This is a genomic window from Pseudoalteromonas sp. SR45-6, from assembly GCF_014163545.1.
In the GTDB taxonomy this organism is placed as follows: Bacteria; Pseudomonadota; Gammaproteobacteria; order Enterobacterales; family Alteromonadaceae; genus Pseudoalteromonas; species Pseudoalteromonas rhizosphaerae.
The window spans coordinates 1-21,247 of sequence record NZ_JACJDM010000055.1; the positions used below are offsets into that span (position 1 = coordinate 1).

The following is a 21,247-nucleotide window of genomic DNA, read 5'->3' on the forward strand; positions in this document are numbered from 1 at the left end:
GCTAATCGGGTAGCCGGAGGTCTCTAACCTCCAGCCCCCACACCACCCATCATGCGGGTCCGCAATGGGCGGTTCATCTCCCGTAATGAATATTGATCCAAATATCTCTCAATGACACTAAACCTTGTGAAGCTAAGTAGTTATTGCCTAGCACAATGTTAATTCCTTTTGTTTTTGAGCTTCTACAAGGGCCTTCGCTTCCAAGCGCCTACTTGTGGTACTGGTGATACCGCATGCTATTGCCAGTCGCTCACTGACCCCTGTAGTGGTCAACAAATTTTGGCCACAGTTTTAGAATCTTGGTATCTAACCTCAGATTCATTTGGCGCTAAACCAGCATTATAATATGGGGGTAATCGCGGCGCGAGATTTATAACCTGGTGGGCCAAGTAAAAAATCGAGCAATTAAACTACCGCGTCCCTTACCCACATCCATGTAGGCAACAAAGAGTTATAGACCTTCGTCTTTCTATAAATCGAGCTCTTTAAATTGGAATAAAAGTAATGTTGTCGATATCACAACCATAAAATATATTCTTTTTATCCTCTAATAAACATTCAGGCAAAGTAACTTTTTTAAGATATTTATTTTCACCGAAGCAGTCATTACTAATTGACGTTACAGAAGCCGGTATAGTCAAGTTTTCTATGTTATTCCCGACAAAACAAAACATAGGAAGAGAATCTATTTCCGCTTCAATAGTCAGCTTTTCTATTTTATTACGTCCAAATGCCCCACCACCAATTTTTATAACGCTAGCAGGAATAACAATTTCTTTAATTTGGTTTTGATAGAAGGCATCTTCATCTATAAATTCTAAATACTTTGGTAACACAACAGCTTCAAGCTTTTTATTGTCAAACGCTTCACGCATAATTGCAACCACAGGTTTGTTATTAATATAATCAGGGATAACAACGTCTTTTGAATCCCCTATATAATCTAAAATTAAAATTTTGTCGTCGATATCTTTAAAAGTGTAAGATTCATTCGTTAAGTTTTCCATTACGATCCTAATTTTTATATAAGTTTCCACTTAAAATTTATGTCAAATATATCAAGTAAGTTAATCAAATATACGACTTAAAGTCATCTTTGAGTAATTTTAACTCACACAGAAACTAAGAGACTTTCAAGTGTGTAAAGCATCAACCGCGTGAATTATCTATCACGTATTTTAGAGCTGATCAAAGTAATCCCCCGCTTTATGCCTAAAAAATACATTACAGTTTTCTAACTCAACCTGTAATGGCTCTTTTTGTAAGACTTTAACATACGGATTTAGCTCTAATATAACGGTCATCGTTTTTGATAATAATAGTGCGTTGTAAAGAGCACGTTTACGTTTTTCAGACTTAGAGTAAGGCATACGAATTATGATATTTTTTTTGCACATTGGCGCCGTGATCGGAAAGTACTCTTTTGGCACAAACACTTCAAATTGACCCCCTTTATTGAATCCATATTCAGTGTTTACAGAATACTTGCCTGAAGTAATTTCATATTTTATATGATAGTAGTCTGAATAAATTCCTGAATTAACTTTAATTTCTTGAGCAATAAGGTGAAACGAAATTAACAACGCCATAATACTTGAGAAATATTTCATACTACCCCAATACATATAAAACTATTTATACTCCAGAGAGACTTGCAACGGTATCAAAGTTCAAGTTTGAGTACACCAAAAAACTCGAAATTTAAGGTAGGCTAACATCTTTTTAAAACCATAAAAGCTATTTAGCCATATTTATAAAATTGCTATCCGAATAGCTCTCCATACTTTAAGTGGGATAACTAAACTCACCCATATATATCAATTCAAATCCATCACCTTTGACTGTTCTTGGCCTATCAATTTCTTCCTTTGATAAAAATAGAAGCACGTTAGCATCTAATAATTCAAATTCCTCTGCTGTTTTAATAACATCATGCAACCAATGCTCAGAATATGAATACGGCTTAAAAAAAGTTTCTAATGAAGACTCCTGATCTCTTGATCCAATTTCCATGAAGTCATGATCGATAAAAACTTCTCCCTGTGATTCGCAAAATTTTGAAAGAGGAATATCATCATCAAAACCATAACGCTCTTCAAGGAAGGAATTGTATTTTGAATGATCAGAAACTCTTCCAAGAAAAAAGTGCGAAACTTCACGACTTTTCATAATTGACTCCTTTGTCAAACCTCGTTTACAAGCAGAAATTATTAGTTGAATATACAACGAAGGAGCAAAACTAAGGATTATTAATCCTGCTTAGATTACTGATAATCATTGAATTTCATTATCAGTATAACTGATAATTAGTTACGTTGAAAAGCTGCCTACTTAACAGTAGAAAAATTAGTGAATTTCACAATGAGATGTAAGTTGGTTGTAGTAACATTGATAAAAATCACTATTCAGTCACTAATGACAAGTATTTACTAGCTGTAAAGTTAGCTCCATTTTGTAATACTATACTCATATTCAAATATAAAAGTATCAAACACATAAATTTAGCTTATCTTTAATATTTAACTAAGTGATAATAATAAACATCCTTAACAATTGCAAAAACGTACTAAATCATTTTGATGTTTTTGTTATGTGCTAATTAAAAGAGAACTAGATGGATGACGATATACAGTTTTTTAAAGATAAACTAATAAACGGCGACGTAGATAAGTTTGAGTTACTAGATTTTATAGAATACGTAAGAAGCTACGGCCTAACTTATGAAGTATTCACTATAGCTAGGCAAATGTATAAGGATGATATGGATCAACAGGAAACAGCGGGACTATTAAGTATGCAAGCTATGAGTTGGGATTTATAACCATATGGCGCTTTGCTCTTATATCGAAAAAACTGGCATTCTTGTGTTATAGATAAGGTGATATTATCAAAAGTCAGTTTCATCACATTTTTCATAAGATTCATACACTCAACCTATTGTTATTATATGAGCCCAAACACACACGTTATCTACCTATCACTATTTAACTCATATAGCGATAATTTTTCTTGATTAACTAAGTTTATTATCGGTTCATTTGGATAACGGTGTATAAAATAAAAAAGATTATAGTCTGAGTTATTATCGTTATTAGCCATCAACCAACATTGCGACAGCCATTCAATAATAATGGGTTCGCTGATACTATCATAAGCATCACACTCATCTTCATCAATATCATTTTTTGCAATATACTGTTTTAAATAAGCCATATACTGTGCATGATATTCGCGACTGATAAACTCATGTTTCGCCATAAAAGCTTCATCGCAATCCTCAAGCACTTGGCTATGGTTTGCCATATCAGTACAGGTAATAAATGTCAGCGCTAACTTATGCTCATCAAACACTTCGCAAATACACTCTACACGTCCGGTCTCATTTTTCATCGTGATTTCGTACTTCGAAATAAAGCGTTTAAAAATAGCAATACAAGTCGGTGTATACGTCTCTAAATGCTGCTTTAATTTTTTCTTGGGTTCATCCATATGTAGCTTAACCTGCATCACTTTTTTAAATAACTAAAATCATTATTTTTTAATTTATCTTTTTCAATAAAAACAATTCATTTATCACCATAGTGCCAACACTAATCTAATTGGGCGTAAAATGTGAGAGGGGAATTAACGATACTCAGTCACCGCGCAATTCTGACCATAAACAAAGTGTATTAAAAGGCAGCAGCATGATAAATAATCTTCAGCTTTGTTTCTGAGTATCATCGCAATTCAGAATTATATCATCAAAAGAAAAGGGTCTATCATTTCTTAGTTCCTCTTGCCTGTGTTAACTGGTTAGCTATTTTTTCGTTGGGTTTAGTTGTCACCCTACCTACGTTGCTTAATTTAACACCGAGTAAACTTAAAACTTACGACTTAGCGCTTAAAACTCTACTATCCAAGCCATAAAAAAAGCAAGCCATCTGGCTTGCTTTTTACATTCTTAAACCTTTAAAACGTTACACTTTCAAGTAGTCCATGATCCCTTCGGCGGCGTTACGCCCTTCGAAGATTGCTGTGACTACTAAATCTGAGCCGCGCACTATATCGCCGCCAGCAAAGATTTTAGGGTTAGTTGTTTGATGGGTAAATTCACCTTGCTCTGGTGCGTTAATGCCGCCCCAGTGATTTATCTCTACATCGTACTTTTCTAACCAATCCATTTTGTGTGGTTTGAAACCAAATGCCATTATTACTTGGTCGGCTTCAATCACATGTTCTGAGCCAGGTACTACTTCTGCGCGGCTGCGGCCTTTTTCATCTGGTTCACCCATTTGGGTTTTTACCATTTGTACGCCTGCAACATGGCCGTTGTCGTTTAGTACGATACCGGTTGGTTGCACGTTAAAAGTAAATTCAACGCCCTCTTCTTTGGCGTTTTTCACTTCACGTCTTGAACCTGGCATGTTTTCTTCATCACGACGATAAGCACAGATTACTTTTTCCGCACCTTGACGAATTGAAGTACGTACACAGTCCATCGCGGTATCACCACCACCAAGTACCACAACCTTTTGGTTAGCCATATCAAGATAAGCTTGATTAGACTCATCATAGCCCATTACGCGGTTGGTATTACCGATTAAGAACGGTAATGCATCATGTACACCTGGTGCATCTTCGTTTTCAAGGCCAGCACGCATGCTTTGATAAGTCCCCACTCCCAAAAATACTGCGTCGTATTCGGCCAATATTTCATCCATTGTGATATCAACACCGACTTCAGTATTAAGTTTAAACTCAACCCCCATTTCGGTGAAAATTTCACGACGTTTTTGCATGACTTGTTTTTCAAGTTTGAACGATGGAATACCAAAAGTAAGCAAGCCACCAATTTCTGGATGACGGTCAAATACCACTGGTTTTACACCATTACGCACTAGAATATCAGCGCAACCTAGGCCTGCAGGGCCGGCACCGATGATAGCTACTTTTTTATCGGTCCATACCACGTACGACATATCAGGCTTCCAGCCCATTTTAAATGCAGTATCAGTAATGTATTTTTCAATATTACCGATTGTTACTGCACCAAACTCTTCGTCTAATGTACATGAACCTTCACACAAACGATCTTGCGGGCACACCCGGCCACACACTTCTGGTAAACTATTTGTGCGGTGTGATAGCTCCGCAGCTTCAAGAATACGGCCAGTACGAATTAACTTTAACCACTGTGGGATATAGTTATGCACTGGGCATTTCCATTCACAATACGGGTTACCACAATCTAGGCAGCGGTCCGCTTGTGAGTTTACTTGCTTCTCTGAAAAGGGTTCGTAAATTTCAACAAATGATTTTTTACGTGACGAAATTGGCTTTTTGCGGGGATCAACCCGCTGCACGTCTATAAATTGATATACATTCTCGCTCATACTACCCCCTTACTGTGCTTGAACACGAAGTTCAGCACTACTACGAGCGCGATGCCCGAGTAAACTTTTCACATCACTTGATTTTGGCTTAACTAGTTTGAATTTTGGTAAATACGTTTCAAAACTGGCTAAAATAGTTTCTGCACGGCTTGAGCCTGTTAGTTCTAAATGCTCAGCAATTAGACCACGCAAATGCTCTTGGTGTGACGCTAGCTCATCTAACAGCACCACTTCGACTAGCTCTGGATTAATGCGTTTTTCAAAGTCATTACGCTCATCCAAAATATAGGCAAAGCCACCGGTCATACCTGCACCAAAGTTCACGCCTACATTGCCCAACACGCAAACTACGCCACCGGTCATGTACTCACAGCCATTATCACCTACGCCTTCAACAACCGCTTGCACGCCTGAGTTACGAACCGCAAAACGCTCTCCCGCACAACCTGCAGCAAACAGCTTGCCACCCGTTGCACCATATAAACAGGTATTACCTGCGATGGTCGCTTTGTGACTTTCAAATGACGAACCCAGTGGTGGGCGAATAACCAGCTTACCGCCCGCCATGCCTTTGCCTACGTAATCGTTAGCATCGCCGACTAGGGTCATTTCTAGGCCACCAGCATTCCATACACCAAATGATTGACCAGCGGTTCCGTGTAACTCAATCGAGACAGGATCAGCTGCCATGCCTTGATTGCCATGCTTATCGGCTATATAACCCGATAACATCGCGCCCACTGAACGGTCAGTGTTACAAATACGGCTGACCAGTGAAATACCGCTGATCTCATCAATTGCTTGTTGAGCTTTAGCAAGTAAGGTTTCATTCAACTTACCTAAATAATGTGACGTATTAGGTGCGCTGCAGTATAAGGTTTCACCAGTTGGGTTATTCGGCTGTGCAATCACTGACGATAAGTCAATTTTTTGCTGCTTTGCAGTTTTACCTTCAATCGCTTCGAGTAAATCAAGACGACCGATTAAGTCTGTTAGTTTGGCAACCCCTAGGCTTGCCATAATTTCACGGGCTTCTTGAGCAATAAACTTAAAGTAGTTCATCGCCATTTCTGGTAGGCCATGGAAATGTTTTTGACGCAATGTTTCGTCTTGCGTTGCTACACCGGTTGCACAGTTATTTAGGTGGCAAATACGCAGGTACTTACAACCAAGCGCAACCATAGGACCCGTACCAAAACCAAAGCTCTCTGCACCTAAAATAGCTGCTTTGATGATATCAAGGCCGGTTTTTAAACCACCATCAGTTTGCAAACGAATACGATGACGTAAACCGTTTTCAACCAGCGCTTGTTGTGTTTCAGCAAGACCAAGCTCCCACGGGCTACCCGCATATTTAACCGACGTTAGCGGGCTTGCGCCAGTACCGCCGTCATAGCCTGAAATAGTAATTAAATCAGCATATGCTTTAGCAACACCAGTGGCGATTGTGCCCACACCTGGCTCTGATACTAGTTTTACTGAGATCAACGCTTTAGGGTTTACTTGTTTTAAATCGAAAATAAGCTGAGCTAAATCTTCAATCGAATAAATATCGTGATGCGGTGGAGGTGAAATTAAGGTCACCCCCGGTACCGAGTAACGAAGCTTAGCAATATACGGGGTTACTTTTTCGCCCGGCAATTGCCCGCCTTCACCTGGTTTTGCACCTTGCGCTACTTTAATTTGAATAACGTCAGCACTGCGTAAGTAATGTGGTGTTACCCCAAAACGACCTGATGCAACTTGCTTGATACGTGAGTTTTTCTCGGTACCATAGCGTAGTTTGTCTTCGCCGCCTTCACCTGAATTTGAACAGCCACCTAAGCGGTTCATCGCAATTGCAAGCGCTTCATGCGCCTCTGGCGATAAAGCACCGATACTCATTGCCGCCGAGTCAAAACGCTTATATAGCTCAGTTGCTGGCTCAACATCATCAATGCTGATCCCTTCTGCTGGCAGTTTCAGTGCAAGCATGTCACGTAATGTGGCAATTGGGCGCTTATTAACAAGATCTGCGTATACGCTGTAATCAGAATATTCGCCTGAGCGCACCGCTTTTTGTAACGTTTGAATGACGTCTGGGTTGTACGCGTGATACTCGCCGTCATGCACATACTTTAATAAGCCGCCATGGCTGAGTAATTTACGTTTACTTAATGCCAAAGTATGTAACTTGCGTTGGTCATCATCAAAATCAGTAAAACACGCGCCTTTAATGCGACTTGCCACACCATTAAAACAGGTATCAACAATTGCATCCGACAAACCAACTGCTTCAAACAACATTGAACAACGATACGATGCCACGGTACTAATGCCCATTTTTGACATGATCTTGTACAAGCCTTTGTTGATTGCATTACGATAAGCAAGCGTAACTTGGCAATAGCTCTTGTTGATCACTTTAGAGTCGCTCATCGCAACCAGTGATTCATATGCTAAGTACGGGTAAATTGCCGTTGCACCAAAACCAATTAATACCGCAAATTGATGCGCGTCACGGACACTACCTGTTTCAATGATGATATTTGATTCACAACGTAAATTGTTATCAACTAAACGCTTTTGTACCGCTCCAACAGCCATAGCGGCAGGAATTGGTAATTTATTCTCATCAAAATTACGGTCACTCAAAAACAACATGACACAGCCACCAGCTGCTTTTTCTTGCGCTTCGTCACAAATACGGATTACTGCATCACCAAGGCCTTCTTCTTTGCTGTAGGTGATATCGATTTTGCAATAGCTGTAATGAGCCTGATCAGCGCTCAATAATTGTTGCATGTCTGCATACATTAGAATTGGAGTATCAAACTGTAGACGCTTAGCGTGGCCGGTGGTCTCGTTAAACACGTTTTGCTCACTACCGATACAGGTCGCCAGCGACATTACATGGTTTTCACGCAGTGGATCGATTGGCGGGTTAGTTACTTGCGCAAACTTTTGACGGAAGTAATCAAACAATGAACGGTTACCTTCAGAAAGCACTGCAAATGGCGTGTCATCCCCCATAGAACCGGTTGCTTCTTGACCAATTTCACCCATTACGCGAATAACGCTATCAAGTTCTTCATTGGTGTAACCAAACATTTTTTGATATTTCAGTAATGTTTCATCATCAAATGAACGGTTGCCCGCATCTTGCTCTGATAGCTGCTCAAACGGCGTTAAGCGCTTAACATTGGCCTCAAGCCATGCTTTATATGGGTGGCGAGATTTAAGGTCGCGATCAATTTCGTCTGAGTGCCAAATTTTACCTAACTGAGTATCAATAACTAACAGCTCACCAGGGCCAACACGGCCTTTCTCAACCACTTCATCCGCAGTGTAATCCCAAATACCCACTTCAGAAGCTAGGGTAATAAAGCCATCTTGAGTGATCACATAACGTGCAGGACGCAGACCATTACGGTCCAAGTTACACGCAGCAAAACGCCCATCAGACATCACAATACCAGCTGGGCCATCCCATGGTTCCATGTGCATAGAGTTAAAGTCGTAAAATGCACGTAAGTCATCATCCATCGCACGGTTTTTCTGCCATGCAGGTGGTACTAGCATTCGCATAGCACGAAATAAATCCATGCCACCAGCTAAAAACAACTCAAGCATATTATCTAGGCTTGATGAATCTGAGCCGGTTTCATTGACAAAGGGTGCTGCTGATTGCAAATCTGGAATAAGCGGCGATGCAAACTTATATGAACGAGCACGAGCCCACTGGCGGTTACCTTGTATGGTGTTGATTTCACCGTTATGCGCTAAATAGCGGAACGGCTGAGCCAAAGGCCAACGCGGTTGTGTATTAGTTGAAAAACGTTGGTGAAATACACAAATTGCGCTGGTCATGCGGATATCGGCTAAATCTAAATAGAAGTTAGGCAAATCCACCGGCATCATTAAGCCTTTGTAGATAGTTACTAACCCTGACAAGCTGGCAATGTAAAAGCCTTCATCTTCGCTTAAACGCTTTTCAGCACGACGGCGCGCAACGTATAAACGACGCTCTAAATCTTTTGGGCGCCAGCCTTCTGGTGCATTAACAAAAATCTGTTCAAATTTAGGTAACTGCTTTATTGCAATTGGCCCTAAACATGATTCATCTGTTGGCACAATTCGCCAACCTTGAATATTGAGGGTTTCTTTTTCGAGTTCTTCACTCAATATATCTTTTGCAGCTTGCGCAAGTACTGGATCTGAGTTTAGGAAAATCATGCCAACGGCATAATTTTTACCCAAGTGCCAATTTTTTTCAGCGGCAATAGCACGAAAAAAGCTATCTGGCTTTTGTAATAATAAGCCACAGCCATCGCCTGTTTTACCATCGGCAGAAATACCACCACGGTGTTCCATACGGTCTAAGCCAGTGATCGCTGTTCGAATTAAACGATGACTTGCCTGACCATTAACTTGGGCTATTAAGCCAAAGCCACAATTATCTTTTTCTAATTTTGAGTCGTATAACATAGACCCCTCCCCTTGCTACAACAGCTAGCTATGAATGACCTTCTCGACGGTTTGCTAGCAGACAGTCAAAACTATCGCCAATTGTACATTGAGTCAATAGCGCCTTGAATACATATTCACATTCTTGAATATTTCTCACCACAACACAATCTTTTTATTTCATGCCTATTTTTAACATTTAGCGATATTTTACCCGTTATTTTTTTATGACACTGGTGTCATATTTAACAAGTTGTAAAATAACCGCTCTGCAAACCTGCAGTTTACGTTAACGTAAACCAGAGTAAAAATGAATAAATATTCACTGAGTTATGTAGCGAAAATAAATGCTTTCTTTTTTATTGAATCTCTTTGTTGTCGTTCAAGGTCGATACCACAGTGCGCATTAGAGTAAATACTCTTTCCAGTGTCTTTTTATGGGTAAATTTAAAGCCACTAATTAATGCATAATTATCATCACAACAGTCACATTTTGCATAATTTACGCTAGTTAGTAAGTTTTTAGCTTGCTCACCCTGTTGACGCCTGCGGCAGCTTCTTAGCCGCCATAGTAAAGTGTCCGCAGCGGACACAATTTATGTCCGCGGACACCAAATAATTTAAAAATAAATAATTATTTCATTAAAATCATGACATTAAATAGTGGCATGATATTCGAATAAACATTAAAAGATAATTACAGGACACAACTTATGTTTATTCTCAGTTTATTTTTAGTTTCACCAATCACTGTCTTAGTAGTGAGCTTGATGATCACTTACTGCGAGAATAGACATAGCTAAGGATCACTCATGATAAAAGATACCAGCGGACAAGATGTAAGTATTACGCAAAGACGCAGTTACAAAAAACCATTAATAGTGCTGGCGCTATCACTTGCCGTACTTGCTTTATGTGCACAAGCATTTATGGGTAACAATCAAGGCAGTATTTCTGTTGACCGGGCTTCTTTACAGATTGCTACCGTTAATATTAGTCGTTTAGTACGTGATGTAGCCGCCAGCGGTAAAATTGTTGCTGCAAATGCTCCTAAGGTTTATAGCCCAGAACGTGGATATGTGGATTTACAAGTTAAAGCCGGTGATAAAGTAAATAAAGATGACATTATTGCTTTAGTCGATAGCCCAGAACTCAATAATGAACTAAAACAGCAACAATCGGTGTTAGCCCGCCTTGATGGTGAATTACAACGTAAGCACTTAGAAGCACGCCGACAAAAGTTAAGCTTAACCAAAACGCTTGATCTCGCCCAAGTAGAGCTCAATGCAGCAGACAGGGAAAATCGCCGTGCTAAGCTTTCTATCGAAAAAAACTTGATCAGCCAAATTGATTTAGAAAAAGCAGTTGATGATCTTGCCCGAGCCAAGCTTTCTTACAAACACGCTCAACAAGAAGTTGAACTTGCTAAAGATACACTCGCATTTGAACTCAAAGCTGCAGAGCGCGATCTCGCTCGCCAACAACTGATCGTTGATGATTTAAATCGTCAAGTCAGAAACTTAACTATTAAAGCCAGCGTCACCGGTATTGTTGGTAACCTGCTTGTACAACAAAAAGAAGCCGTTACCCAAAGTCAGCCGTTAATGACGCTGGTTGATTTAAGTAATTTTGAAGCACAACTGCAAGTACCTGAAAGTTACGCCAACGAACTCGGTTTAGGAATGGAAGTTGAGCTCACACTCGGGGCAAAAAAAGTGACTGGTGTGTTGTCGGCAATTTCGCCGGAAGTTAACAATCGTGAAGTAACTACTCGAGTACGCTTTGACGAAGAGCTAAAAGGCATTCGCCAAAACCAGCGATTAACAGCGCGCATTTTATTAGAAAATCGTGATGACGTTTTACAAATCAAACGCGGTGCGTTTATGCAGCAAGGTGGTACGCAGGTTTACAAAGTTATCGGCGACACCGCACAACTGGTAAATATCACAACCGGGGCAAGCAGCATCAACGCAATAGAATTGCTACAAGGTGTTAGCTCAGGCGATCAGCTGATCATCTCCAGTTACGATAACTTTAAACAAGCGCCAACATTATTACTGAGATAAGAACAACCATATTACAAGGATCAACTCATGCTTAAAATGAACAATATTAGTAAACTGTATCAAACAGAAATGGTGCAAACCCATGCATTACGCGACTTTAACTTACAAGTAGAAGAAGGCGAATTTATCGCTGTAACTGGCCCTAGTGGCTCCGGGAAAACCACCTTTTTAAATATCGCAGGCATGTTAGAACCTTTTAGCAGTGGTGAATATCTGCTCGATGGTATTAATGTTGGCAAACTGAACGACAATCAACGAGCGGATTGTCGCAATCAAAAAATTGGTTTTATTTTCCAAGGCTTCAACCTGATCCCTGATTTAAATTTATATGAAAACATTGAAGTGCCACTGCGCTACCGAGGTATTAAAGCAAGCGAGCGTAAACGTCGTATTGAACAGTGCTTAGAACAAGTAGGTCTAGCTTCACGCGCTAAACATTTGCCGCAACAGTTATCAGGTGGTCAACAGCAACGGGTAGCGATTGCCCGCGCCCTCGCCGGTGAGCCGCGCTTTTTATTAGCCGATGAACCAACAGGTAACCTAGACAGCTTAATGGCACGTCAAGTGATGGAATTGCTGGAGCAAATTAACCGTGACGGCGCGACCATCATTATGGTGACTCATGACCCAGAACTTGCCCGCAGAGCACCTCGTAATATTCAAGTGGTTGATGGTCAACTTGCCGACTTTACCTTGTATCAAGGCGCGCAAAACCTAAAAAATGTGGCTGGAGCGTAACTTATGCTATTACATTACCTCGATTTAAGTTGGCGTAGTTTTAAGCGCACACCACTGGTAAGCATGTTAATGGTGCTAGCCATTGCTATTGGGATTGGTGTAACCATGACCAGTTTAAGCGTTTATCATATGATGTCGGCGGATCCTATTCCCGAAAAAAGCAATCAACTTTATACTGTGCAATTACAAATAATGGATGATGGCAATACGTGGTGGACTAAAGATAACCTGCCGTCACAACTGACCTATCAAGATGCGGTTAATTTACAGAATGCGCCAATACCTGAGCATAAAATTGCCATGATGCGCTCTGGATTTTCGGTGCATATAGATTCAGACATCATTAAACCATTTATAGGTGAAGCACGTTTAACCACTCCCGATTTTTTTAGCCTATTTAATTTATCATTTATTTATGGTGGAAGCTGGTCTTCGCAACAAGAACAGACAGCGGCATCCGTGGTGGTGATCAGCGAAAAGCTCAATGACAAATTATTTGCAGGTAAAAACTCTGTAGGTAAGGTGATTTATCTGGATGATCTCAGTTATGAAGTTGTCGGGGTTATCGCACATTGGCAGCTAACGACTAAATATTACGATTTAAACAATGGCGCATTTAATGAACCCGAAGAATTATTCCTACCTTTTAGTTTAGTTAAGGCTAATGAAGTAGTAACGTGGGGTAATACCAATGGGTGGAAACATGAAAACACGCGAACATTTGCTGACAAGCTGCAGTCAGAAAAAGTTTGGATCCAATTTTGGGCACTATTATCTGACGCCAAACAAAAACAAGCATACGCAGACTATTTATTAGCTTATATGCAAGAACAACAAAAATTAGGACGTTTTAAGCGTAAAGTACTTGAATACAAACTACGCGATGTAAACCAATGGATGCAATACAACAATGTGGTTAGTGAAGACAACAAAATATTGGTCGGCTTAAGCTTTATGTTTTTAGCTGTGTGCTTAGCCAATATCCTTGGTTTATTGCTCGCTAAGTTTTTGCGTCGGGCACCGGAGGTAGGTGTGCGCCGAGCACTAGGAGCCAGTAAACGACAAGTTTTTTTACAGCATCTAGTTGAAGTAGCCATGCTTGGGGCTTTAGGTGGCTTGCTTGGTATTGTGATAGCACAAGTTGGTTTACTCGCTGTGCGACAAAGCTACAGTTACTATGAAAGCTTAGCCACCATGGATATCACCATGTTACTCAGTGCACCTATTATCGCTATAACAACCTGCATCGTAGCCGGACTTTATCCTGCTTGGTTAGTGTGTAAAACCAACCCTGCAATTTACCTCAAGAGCCAATAAGGAGCCTTATTATGTTAGAAATCAAACCTATATTTCATGCTCTTTGCCGCTCAAAAGTCGGGGCAATATTACTCTTAATTCAAATTGCCATAACCACAGCAATCGTTAGTAATGCGGCATTTATTATCCAAGATAGAGTCGCTTTTTTAAATCAAGACACTGGCTACCCTGAACACGATATTTTTAAATTCAACGTGATGACCTTTGGACAAGATGTTGATATAAATCAGCAGATTGAGCTTGATGAAACTATGCTAAGGTCCTTACCAGAAGTCATTGATGCTGCAATGAGCAGTAGCATTCCTTTATCTGGAGGTGGTAGCGCATCTGATTTTAGTTTAAAACCAGCCCCGCAAGAAGGCCTGTCGGTAAGAACTGCTTATTTTTTTATTGATGATCATGGGATCAACACTTACGGTGTAAACCTAGTTATGGGTAGAAATTTTAGCGAAGATGAAGTATTAGTAACAAATAACGTTGATAAACGACCGAGTGTTACAATCGTTTCACAAACCTTACTCAATGAGTTATTTCCTAAAGGAAATGGTTTAGGTCAAACCATTTATTTTGGTGAAACGCCTTTGAAAGTTATTGGTGTAGTTGAAAAAATGATGAGCCCATGGCTTAAAGACAGCCGCCCAGATAATCTTGCATTCATCCCATATATTAATGCAAAGAGTCTTGCCCAATTTGTGGTTAGAACCAAACCAGACCAACGTGATGCAGTGATGAAAGAAGTTGAAAACCTGATGCTAAAAAATTACAGCAAACGGGTGATCAATAATATAAAAGGTCTAGATGAACTCAAAAATCAATATGTTGCTGCAGATAAACTCATGATGCGTATGCTGATTGTGCTGATCACTATTTTAGTATTAGTCACCGCACTAGGTATCTTTGGCTTAACTTTATTTAATATCAGCAAACGCACTAAACAAATTGGCACTCGCCGTGCATTAGGTGCCAGAAAATCAGCTATTATTTACTATTTTTTAGTTGAAAATGCGATGATCTGTGGTGTTGGTTTAATCTTAGGTTGTATCGCAGCTTTATTACTTGGGCAATTGTTAATGCAGCACTTTTCAATTGCCGCACTGCCACCGAGCTATATCGCAGGCACTGCCATTATGGTGTTTGTTATGAGCTTACTTGCAGTGTTTGGCCCTGCAAAACGTGCCGCCAACATATCACCGAGTATCGCCACGCGAACAATATAAAGCAGCTCCCAACCTATGCTACACTGGTTTAATACCGTGTAGCATTTTGAAATAAAGATAACAAAAACAGCGATTAAATTCACATGGAAAAAATACTTATTGTCGATGACAACCCTGCCATATTAGAAGCCTTGTCATTATTGTTAGAAATTCATGACTATCAGGTTGTGACTGCAAAAACGCAGCTTGAAGCCTTACAAATAGTGCAATACCAACGTATCGCGCTGGTTATTCAAGATATGAATTTTAGTAATGACACCACCTCTGGCGAAGAAGGTAAAGCGTTGTTTTATCAACTAAGAGCTCTCAACCCGCACTTACCGATTATTTTGATCACCGCGTGGACTGAACTGGCCAGCGCCATAGAGCTAGTCAAAGCCGGCGCCGCTGATTACTTACCTAAACCATGGGACGATAGCAAGCTCCTCACCTGTGTTAATAACTTAATCGAACTTGGCCAAGCAAAACAACAAAATGTAATGTATGCGCGCCACCAGCAAGAGCGAACATCAAGTTTAGCCGATGCCAACCTAGTTGGTTTAGTGTATCAAAGTACCGCCATGGAAAAAATTCTCAATATGGCAATACAAGTCGCTAAGTCAGATGTCTCTGTGCTAATAACAGGTGCAAATGGCAGTGGTAAAGAACGCATTGCACAAATTATTCAAGCCAATTCTCACTTAAACCATGCCCCGTTTTTGACCATCAATGCCGCAGCCCTGCCCCATGATTTAATTGAAGCCGAATTATTTGGCGCTGAAGCGGGTGCTTATACTGGCATCACCAAACAGCGAATTGGTCGCTTTGAGGCAGCTGATGGTGGTACGCTATTTTTAGATGAAATTGGTAACCTGCCATTATCAGGGCAAATGAAACTACTGCGCGTGTTACAAACTGGTGAGTTTGAACGACTCGGTTCAACAAAAACACAAAAAGTAAATGTTCGGGTTATTTCAGCTACCAATGAAGATTTAAAAGCGGCTATTCATGCAGGTCGATTTAGAGAAGACTTATATTATCGCCTCAACGTGATTGAGCTAAATTTACCCAGTTTAGCGCAAAGACCAGATGACATTTTAGCGCTTGCTAAACACTTCTTAGGCGAGCGCGAATTATCGCTTACAACAGAGCAAGGATTACTCGCGCACAATTGGCCCGGCAACGTTCGTGAGCTAGAAAATGCCTGTAAACGCGCAGCCGTACTCAAACCTAATGGCGACATTACCCTCGATGATTTTGCTCTACAATCGCAACCGCTGCACACTAACTTTGCTAAACAAGAACCCAGTAGAGTAGAACTAGAACAAGCTATGCGTCAGCACCAAGGAGTGATCGCAAAAGTTGCCAGACAGTTTGGTTTAAGTCGTCAAGCACTATACCGCCGTTTGCAGAAATTTGAGATTGATTACTAATGGAAAAAAATAAACCGGCACTGTCTCTCACTCGTAAAATAGTGCTGATATGTAACATCTCTGCACTTATTCCTGTTTGGCTCATCTGCTGGTTAACCCATTTAAGCTGGCCTTCACTACTAATAACAACGCTGCTCACATCACTGCTGGCAAGTTATTTATCTTTTCGGCTCAGCCGCACTCTGGTGCAAGGCATACACTCACTTGAAACTGGTTTGCTTAATTTTAAAGACGGTGAATTAGCCACCTTACTAGCTTATAACGGTAACGATGAATTAGGCCGCTTGTGTCAATTGTATAATCAAACTGCAAAGCAATTACGCCAAGAGAAACAATGGCTCTATCAGCGCGAGCTGATGCTTGATAAAGTGCTACAAAGCTCTCCCCAAGCCGTTATTTTAAAAAATGATAAAGGCTTTATTGTTTATAGTAACTACAGTGCCCGAGACCTTTTTAATGCCAAAACAGCGCTTGAAGGGAGTCAGTTTGCACACCTGCTTGAAAATGCTCATCCACAGTTAAACAATGCTTTAACGCGCGGTAGTGATGGTTTATTTACGCTAGATACTGAAGACCAAGAATCTCAAGCGTGGCATTTATCAACCGGTAAGTTATTACTTAACAATCAATACCATTACTTATATGTCTTTAAACAACTCACCCGCGAACTTAGCCGTCAAGAAGTGGAGGTGTGGAAAAAGGTCATTCGGATCATTAGTCACGAACTTAATAACTCTCTGGGTCCCATGTCGTCAATGCTGCACAGCGGCCAGTTACTCAGTGAAAAAGTAGACGAACCCAGACTTAGCCGCGTGTTTGCTACCATTTCTGAACGCATCAAACATTTAAACGACTTTGTACAAGGCTATGGCAAATTTGCCAAACTGCCCACTCCTCAGCCAAGCGCAATTAATTGGCAAGTGTTGCTCACACAACTGCAAAATCAATGGTGTTTTATGCTCGATATAAGTAATGACGTGCATACACTGGCTGATCCGACTCAAGTCGAGCAGCTACTGATCAACTTAATAAAAAATGCTCACGAATCAGGCTCTGCAAGCGAACATATAAGTGTCACTGTTACACAGAATATTAAAGGCACACATATCAGCGTAAACGACCAAGGTAAAGGTATGAGTGAGCAAGTGATGGCCAATGCATTAATCCCATTTTATTCAACTAAAGTCGCTGGTAGTGGTTTGGGGTTAGCATTGTGCCGTGAAATAGTCGAAGCGCATCATGGTCAAATTAGCTTACACAATCGTAAGCACGGCGGGCTTAGTGTTCATGTTATTCTGCCCCACGGTCCTAACAAACAATCACAAAAAAGCCGCAATTAAGCGGCTTTTTGTTGATTTGCTGATAAACGTTATTCAGCGCCAGCTTCTTTATATTTAGCTGCTGTTTCGGTGATCAGTGGTTGTAATTCACCACGTTGAAACATTTCAATGATAATGTCACAACCACCAATTAATTCGCCATCAACCCACAGTTGTGGAAATGTTGGCCAATTGGCATATGCTGGTAATTCAGCTCGGATATCAGGATTTAGTAAAATATCAACATAGGCAAACGGTTCACCGCATGACATTAATGCTTGAGATGCTTGTGAAGAAAAACCACAATTTGGTAATTTAGGCGATCCTTTCATATAAAGGATAATTGGATTTTCAGAAATTTGCTGTTTAATTTTATCAATGGTTTCCATCTACAACCTCAAAAGTGACGATAGCTGAACATATTAAGGCTTGAAAAATTTTCATTAAGCCTCATATATGTATCTTAAAGTGGGCAAATAAAGCCGCAATCGAAATAGTCTTGCATTTGCACTGCTGTTTGGCATTGCTGTTTGCTAAAACTTGAGTAAAATACTCAACAATTATAGTAACACTATAATCTCATTTGGTATAGGTAACTACCCTGTTTGAACAGGCATTAACTATTACTATTTGAACTATCAACCAAAAGAAGATGGAGATAAAAAATGGCATTTGAACTACCGTCACTACCATATGCAATTAACGCACTTGAGCCACATATTTCACAAGAAACATTAGAGTTTCACCACGGCAAGCACCACAATACTTATGTGACTAAACTTAACGGTTTAATCCCAGGTACTGAATTTGAAGGTAAATCACTTGAAGAAATCGTATGTTCTTCTGAAGGTGGCGTATTTAACAATGCAGCACAGATCTGGAACCATACTTTTTACTGGAACAGCCTATCTCCAAATGGCGGTGGCGAAGCAACAGGCGCTGTTGCAGATGCTATCAATGCTAAATGGGGTTCTTTTGAAGCATTCCAAGCAGCTTTTGATGATAAAGCAGTAAACAACTTTGGTTCAAGCTGGACATGGTTAGTTAAATTAGCTGATGGTTCTTTAGACATCGTTAATACTTCTAACGCTGCAACGCCACTAACTCAAGACGGTGTAACACCGATACTGACTGTGGACCTGTGGGAACATGCTTACTACATTGATTTCCGTAACGTTCGTCCAGACTACTTAAAAGCATTCTGGTCGCTTGTTAACTGGGAATTCGCGAACGCTAACTTCGCATAATTGATTGCTCGTTCTGAGCAAGCCCAATTTAAAAGACGCTCCGGCGTCTTTTTTGTTTTCTAACATAAATTTTTAATTTTATTGCACAAAAAATCAAATTCGTGACTAAGCTTTAAATAACCTTTGCTTCTTTTTTAATTTGTAAGCACCTAGTTTAAGCAGGTTTTTCGGAGGTTTCCATGAGTATTTTTGAGCATTACCAAGCACGATACGAAGCGGCACAAGAAGAAGAGTATAGTATCGCTGAGTTCTTAGAGATTTGTAAAACTGATAAGTCGGCTTATGCCAGTGCACCAGAGCGATTATTAGCGGCCATTGGTGAGCCAAAAATGATCGATACTTCAAAGGATGCACGGTTAAGTCGATTATTTTCAAACAGAGTAGTAGCACGTTACCCTGCCTTTAATGATTTTTACGGTATGGAGGATGCAATTGAACAAATCGTTTCATACCTAAAACATGCTGCGCAAGGCCTTGAAGAGTGTAAACAAGTGCTTTATCTACTTGGGCCTGTAGGCGGTGGTAAATCATCGATTGCCGAAAAGCTAAAATATTTAATGCAACAAGTGCCTATTTACTCAATTAAAGGCTCACCGGTCAATGACCACCCGTTGGCGCTTTTTGATCCTAATGAAGATGCTGAGCTGATGGCAAAAGAATACGGAATAAAGCCCCGTTACTTAAAAACCATTATGTCACCCTGGGCCACTAAGCGCTTATCTGAATTTAATGGTGATATTAGCCAGTTTAAAGTGGTAAAACGCTACCCCTCTATTTTAAATCAAATTGCTATTGCAAAAACTGAACCTGGGGATGAAAACAACCAAGATATTTCCGCTTTAGTCGGTAAAGTTGATATTCGCAAACTAGAACATTTTGCTCAAAACGATGCTGATGCTTATGCTTATTCCGGTTCATTATGTCTTGCAAATCAAGGGTTAATGGAATTTGTTGAGATGTTTAAAGCGCCAATCAAAGTATTGCATCCGCTTTTAACAGCCACGCAAGAGGGAAATTATAATGGCACCGAAGGTATTAGTGCACTGCCCTTTAATGGCATGATTTTGGCTCATTCAAACGAATCAGAATGGCAGACCTTTAAAAACAACAAGAACAATGAAGCCTTTTTAGACCGTGTTTACATCGTCAAAGTGCCGTATTGTTTACGTGCATCTGAAGAGGTAAAAATCTACGACAAGCTATTGGAACATAGTGAATTATATAATGCTCCTTGCGCGCCAGGCACACTGGAAACATTGGCAAAATTTACCACGCTATCACGGTTAAAAGATCCCGAAAATTCCAGTATCTACTCAAAAATGCGGGTATATGACGGCGAAAGCTTGAAAGACACCGATCCTAAAGCTAAATCGTATCAAGAGTATCGAGATTATGCCGGTGTTGATGAAGGCATGACCGGACTATCAACTCGGTTTGCATTTAAAATTTTATCGCGCGTGTTTAACTTTGACACACTTGAGGTAGCGGCAAACCCAGTGCATTTATTTTATGTATTAGAGCAACAAATTGAACGAGAGCAATTCTCTGCCGACGTTGAAGAACGCTACTTAAGCCACTTGAAAGGCTATTTAATCCCGCAGTATGTTGAGTTTATTGGTAAAGAACTGCAAACAGCTTATTTAGAGTCCTACTCTGAGTACGGGCAAAACATTTTTGACCGCTATGTCACTTATGCTGATTTTTGGATCCAAGACCAAGAGTATCGCGACCCTGATACCGGCCAGCTATTCAACCGCGAAGCATTAAATGCCGAACTTGAAAAAATTGAAAAACCAGCCGGCATTTCAAATCCAAAAGATTTCCGTAACGAAATCGTTAATTTTGTATTGCGTGCACGGGCGCACAACAACGGTAAAAATCCATTGTGGACCAGCTATGAAAAACTGCGCACTGTGATTGAGAAAAAAATGTTCTCCAATACTGAAGAACTATTACCCGTTATTTCTTTCAATGCGAAAACATCCGCAGAAGATCAGAAAAAACATGAAGATTTTGTCAATCGTATGGTGGAAAAAGGATATACCCAAAAGCAAGTTCGTTTGTTATCAGAGTGGTATTTACGCGTGCGTAAATCGCAATAACACGCAGC

16 protein-coding genes are annotated in these 21,247 nt (G+C 40.3%); 9 read left to right on the top strand and 7 right to left on the bottom strand.

The annotated features are described in order from the left end of the window. Nucleotides 1–485 precede the first annotated feature (485 nt). From H5158_RS18470 to H5158_RS18480, 3 genes are all read right to left on the bottom strand, one after another. Nucleotides 486–1,007: a leucine-rich repeat domain-containing protein gene (locus H5158_RS18470; RefSeq protein ID WP_182740605.1), complete on the bottom strand. Its 522-nt coding sequence runs from the start codon at nucleotides 1,005–1,007 to the stop codon at nucleotides 486–488. Between the two features lie 171 nt (nucleotides 1,008–1,178). Then, nucleotides 1,179–1,610 carry a hypothetical protein gene (locus tag H5158_RS18475; protein ID WP_182719674.1) on the bottom strand — a complete coding sequence of 144 codons (432 nt, stop codon included), beginning with the start codon at nucleotides 1,608–1,610 and terminating at the stop codon, nucleotides 1,179–1,181. A 175-nt stretch (nucleotides 1,611–1,785) separates the two neighbouring features. Then, complete coding sequence (locus H5158_RS18480; protein WP_182719673.1) at nucleotides 1,786–2,169, bottom strand: immunity 22 family protein; 384 nt, start codon at nucleotides 2,167–2,169, stop codon at nucleotides 1,786–1,788. Between the two features lie 445 nt (nucleotides 2,170–2,614). Here H5158_RS18480 and H5158_RS18485 point away from each other — a divergent pair, with 445 nt between their 5' ends. Next, on the top strand, nucleotides 2,615–2,821 hold the full coding sequence (locus tag H5158_RS18485) for a hypothetical protein (RefSeq protein WP_182740606.1): 207 nt from the start codon (nucleotides 2,615–2,617) through the stop codon (nucleotides 2,819–2,821). A 149-nt stretch (nucleotides 2,822–2,970) separates the two neighbouring features. On the opposite strand, the gene H5158_RS18490 is transcribed toward H5158_RS18485, so the two are convergent. From H5158_RS18490 to gltB, 3 genes are all read right to left on the bottom strand, one after another. Beyond that, nucleotides 2,971–3,489, bottom strand: coding sequence for a hypothetical protein (locus tag H5158_RS18490; RefSeq protein ID WP_182719671.1), 519 nt, complete (start codon nucleotides 3,487–3,489; stop codon nucleotides 2,971–2,973). A 470-nt stretch (nucleotides 3,490–3,959) separates the two neighbouring features. Continuing rightward, a complete protein-coding gene (locus H5158_RS18495; RefSeq protein WP_149982771.1) occupies nucleotides 3,960–5,375 on the bottom strand; it encodes an FAD-dependent oxidoreductase in 1,416 nt (471 codons plus the stop codon). 9 nt (nucleotides 5,376–5,384) lie between these two features. Continuing rightward, complete coding sequence (gltB, locus tag H5158_RS18500) at nucleotides 5,385–9,842, bottom strand: glutamate synthase large subunit (RefSeq protein WP_182740607.1); 4,458 nt, start codon at nucleotides 9,840–9,842, stop codon at nucleotides 5,385–5,387. Between the two features lie 791 nt (nucleotides 9,843–10,633). On the opposite strand from gltB, the gene H5158_RS18505 reads away from it, so the two are divergent. The 6 genes from H5158_RS18505 to H5158_RS18530 all read left to right on the top strand — a co-directional run bounded on the left by H5158_RS18505 (nucleotide 10,634) and on the right by H5158_RS18530 (nucleotide 17,911). Further along, complete coding sequence (locus tag H5158_RS18505; RefSeq protein ID WP_182719478.1) at nucleotides 10,634–11,887, top strand: efflux RND transporter periplasmic adaptor subunit; 1,254 nt, start codon at nucleotides 10,634–10,636, stop codon at nucleotides 11,885–11,887. A gap of 27 nt (nucleotides 11,888–11,914) precedes the next feature. After that, nucleotides 11,915–12,625 (top strand): ABC transporter ATP-binding protein, encoded by a 711-nt coding sequence (locus H5158_RS18510; RefSeq protein ID WP_182740608.1) that lies wholly within the window; start codon nucleotides 11,915–11,917, stop codon nucleotides 12,623–12,625. A gap of 3 nt (nucleotides 12,626–12,628) precedes the next feature. Beyond that, nucleotides 12,629–13,942, top strand: a complete 1,314-nt coding sequence (locus H5158_RS18515) for an ABC transporter permease (protein WP_169021297.1) — start codon at nucleotides 12,629–12,631, stop codon at nucleotides 13,940–13,942. An 11-nt stretch (nucleotides 13,943–13,953) separates the two neighbouring features. Then, nucleotides 13,954–15,159 (top strand): ABC transporter permease, encoded by a 1,206-nt coding sequence (locus tag H5158_RS18520; protein ID WP_169021298.1) that lies wholly within the window; start codon nucleotides 13,954–13,956, stop codon nucleotides 15,157–15,159. A gap of 83 nt (nucleotides 15,160–15,242) precedes the next feature. Further along, the gene (locus H5158_RS18525; protein WP_182719482.1) at nucleotides 15,243–16,571 is read left to right on the top strand and encodes a sigma-54 dependent transcriptional regulator; all 1,329 of its coding nucleotides are present in this window, start codon (nucleotides 15,243–15,245) and stop codon (nucleotides 16,569–16,571) included. Continuing rightward, on the top strand, nucleotides 16,571–17,911 hold the full coding sequence (locus H5158_RS18530) for a PAS domain-containing sensor histidine kinase (RefSeq protein ID WP_182719483.1): 1,341 nt from the start codon (nucleotides 16,571–16,573) through the stop codon (nucleotides 17,909–17,911). Before H5158_RS18525 ends, H5158_RS18530 begins: the two co-directional genes overlap by 1 nt. Nucleotides 17,912–17,940: 29 nt before the next feature. On the opposite strand, the gene H5158_RS18535 is transcribed toward H5158_RS18530, so the two are convergent. After that, entirely contained in the window at nucleotides 17,941–18,279 is a 339-nt protein-coding gene (locus tag H5158_RS18535; protein ID WP_182740609.1) for a Grx4 family monothiol glutaredoxin, read from the bottom strand. 276 nt (nucleotides 18,280–18,555) lie between these two features. On the opposite strand from H5158_RS18535, the gene H5158_RS18540 reads away from it, so the two are divergent. Then, on the top strand, nucleotides 18,556–19,137 hold the full coding sequence (locus H5158_RS18540) for a superoxide dismutase (RefSeq protein ID WP_145242146.1): 582 nt from the start codon (nucleotides 18,556–18,558) through the stop codon (nucleotides 19,135–19,137). A 179-nt stretch (nucleotides 19,138–19,316) separates the two neighbouring features. Continuing rightward, nucleotides 19,317–21,239, top strand: coding sequence for a PrkA family serine protein kinase (locus H5158_RS18545; RefSeq protein ID WP_149982777.1), 1,923 nt, complete (start codon nucleotides 19,317–19,319; stop codon nucleotides 21,237–21,239). The last annotated feature ends 8 nt before the right edge of the window (nucleotides 21,240–21,247 follow it).

Excerpts from the sequence above, each read along its gene's own strand:
- H5158_RS18545 (WP_149982777.1), top strand. The coding sequence starts at position 19,317 with ATGAGTATTTTTGAGCATTACCAAGCACGATACGAAGCGGCACAAGAA.
- H5158_RS18495 (WP_149982771.1), bottom strand. The coding sequence starts at position 5,375 with ATGAGCGAGAATGTATATCAATTTATAGACGTGCAGCGGGTTGATCCC.
- H5158_RS18540 (WP_145242146.1), top strand. The coding sequence starts at position 18,556 with ATGGCATTTGAACTACCGTCACTACCATATGCAATTAACGCACTTGAG.
- H5158_RS18490 (WP_182719671.1), bottom strand. The coding sequence starts at position 3,489 with ATGGATGAACCCAAGAAAAAATTAAAGCAGCATTTAGAGACGTATACA.
- H5158_RS18480 (WP_182719673.1), bottom strand. The coding sequence starts at position 2,169 with ATGAAAAGTCGTGAAGTTTCGCACTTTTTTCTTGGAAGAGTTTCTGAT.
- H5158_RS18530 (WP_182719483.1), top strand. The coding sequence starts at position 16,571 with ATGGAAAAAAATAAACCGGCACTGTCTCTCACTCGTAAAATAGTGCTG.
- H5158_RS18485 (WP_182740606.1), top strand. The coding sequence starts at position 2,615 with ATGGATGACGATATACAGTTTTTTAAAGATAAACTAATAAACGGCGAC.
- H5158_RS18505 (WP_182719478.1), top strand. The coding sequence starts at position 10,634 with ATGATAAAAGATACCAGCGGACAAGATGTAAGTATTACGCAAAGACGC.
- H5158_RS18525 (WP_182719482.1), top strand. The coding sequence starts at position 15,243 with ATGGAAAAAATACTTATTGTCGATGACAACCCTGCCATATTAGAAGCC.
- H5158_RS18475 (WP_182719674.1), bottom strand. The coding sequence starts at position 1,610 with ATGAAATATTTCTCAAGTATTATGGCGTTGTTAATTTCGTTTCACCTT.
- H5158_RS18515 (WP_169021297.1), top strand. The coding sequence starts at position 12,629 with ATGCTATTACATTACCTCGATTTAAGTTGGCGTAGTTTTAAGCGCACA.
- H5158_RS18535 (WP_182740609.1), bottom strand. The coding sequence starts at position 18,279 with ATGGAAACCATTGATAAAATTAAACAGCAAATTTCTGAAAATCCAATT.
- H5158_RS18520 (WP_169021298.1), top strand. The coding sequence starts at position 13,954 with ATGTTAGAAATCAAACCTATATTTCATGCTCTTTGCCGCTCAAAAGTC.
- H5158_RS18510 (WP_182740608.1), top strand. The coding sequence starts at position 11,915 with ATGCTTAAAATGAACAATATTAGTAAACTGTATCAAACAGAAATGGTG.
- gltB (WP_182740607.1), bottom strand. The coding sequence starts at position 9,842 with ATGTTATACGACTCAAAATTAGAAAAAGATAATTGTGGCTTTGGCTTA.
- H5158_RS18470 (WP_182740605.1), bottom strand. The coding sequence starts at position 1,007 with ATGGAAAACTTAACGAATGAATCTTACACTTTTAAAGATATCGACGAC.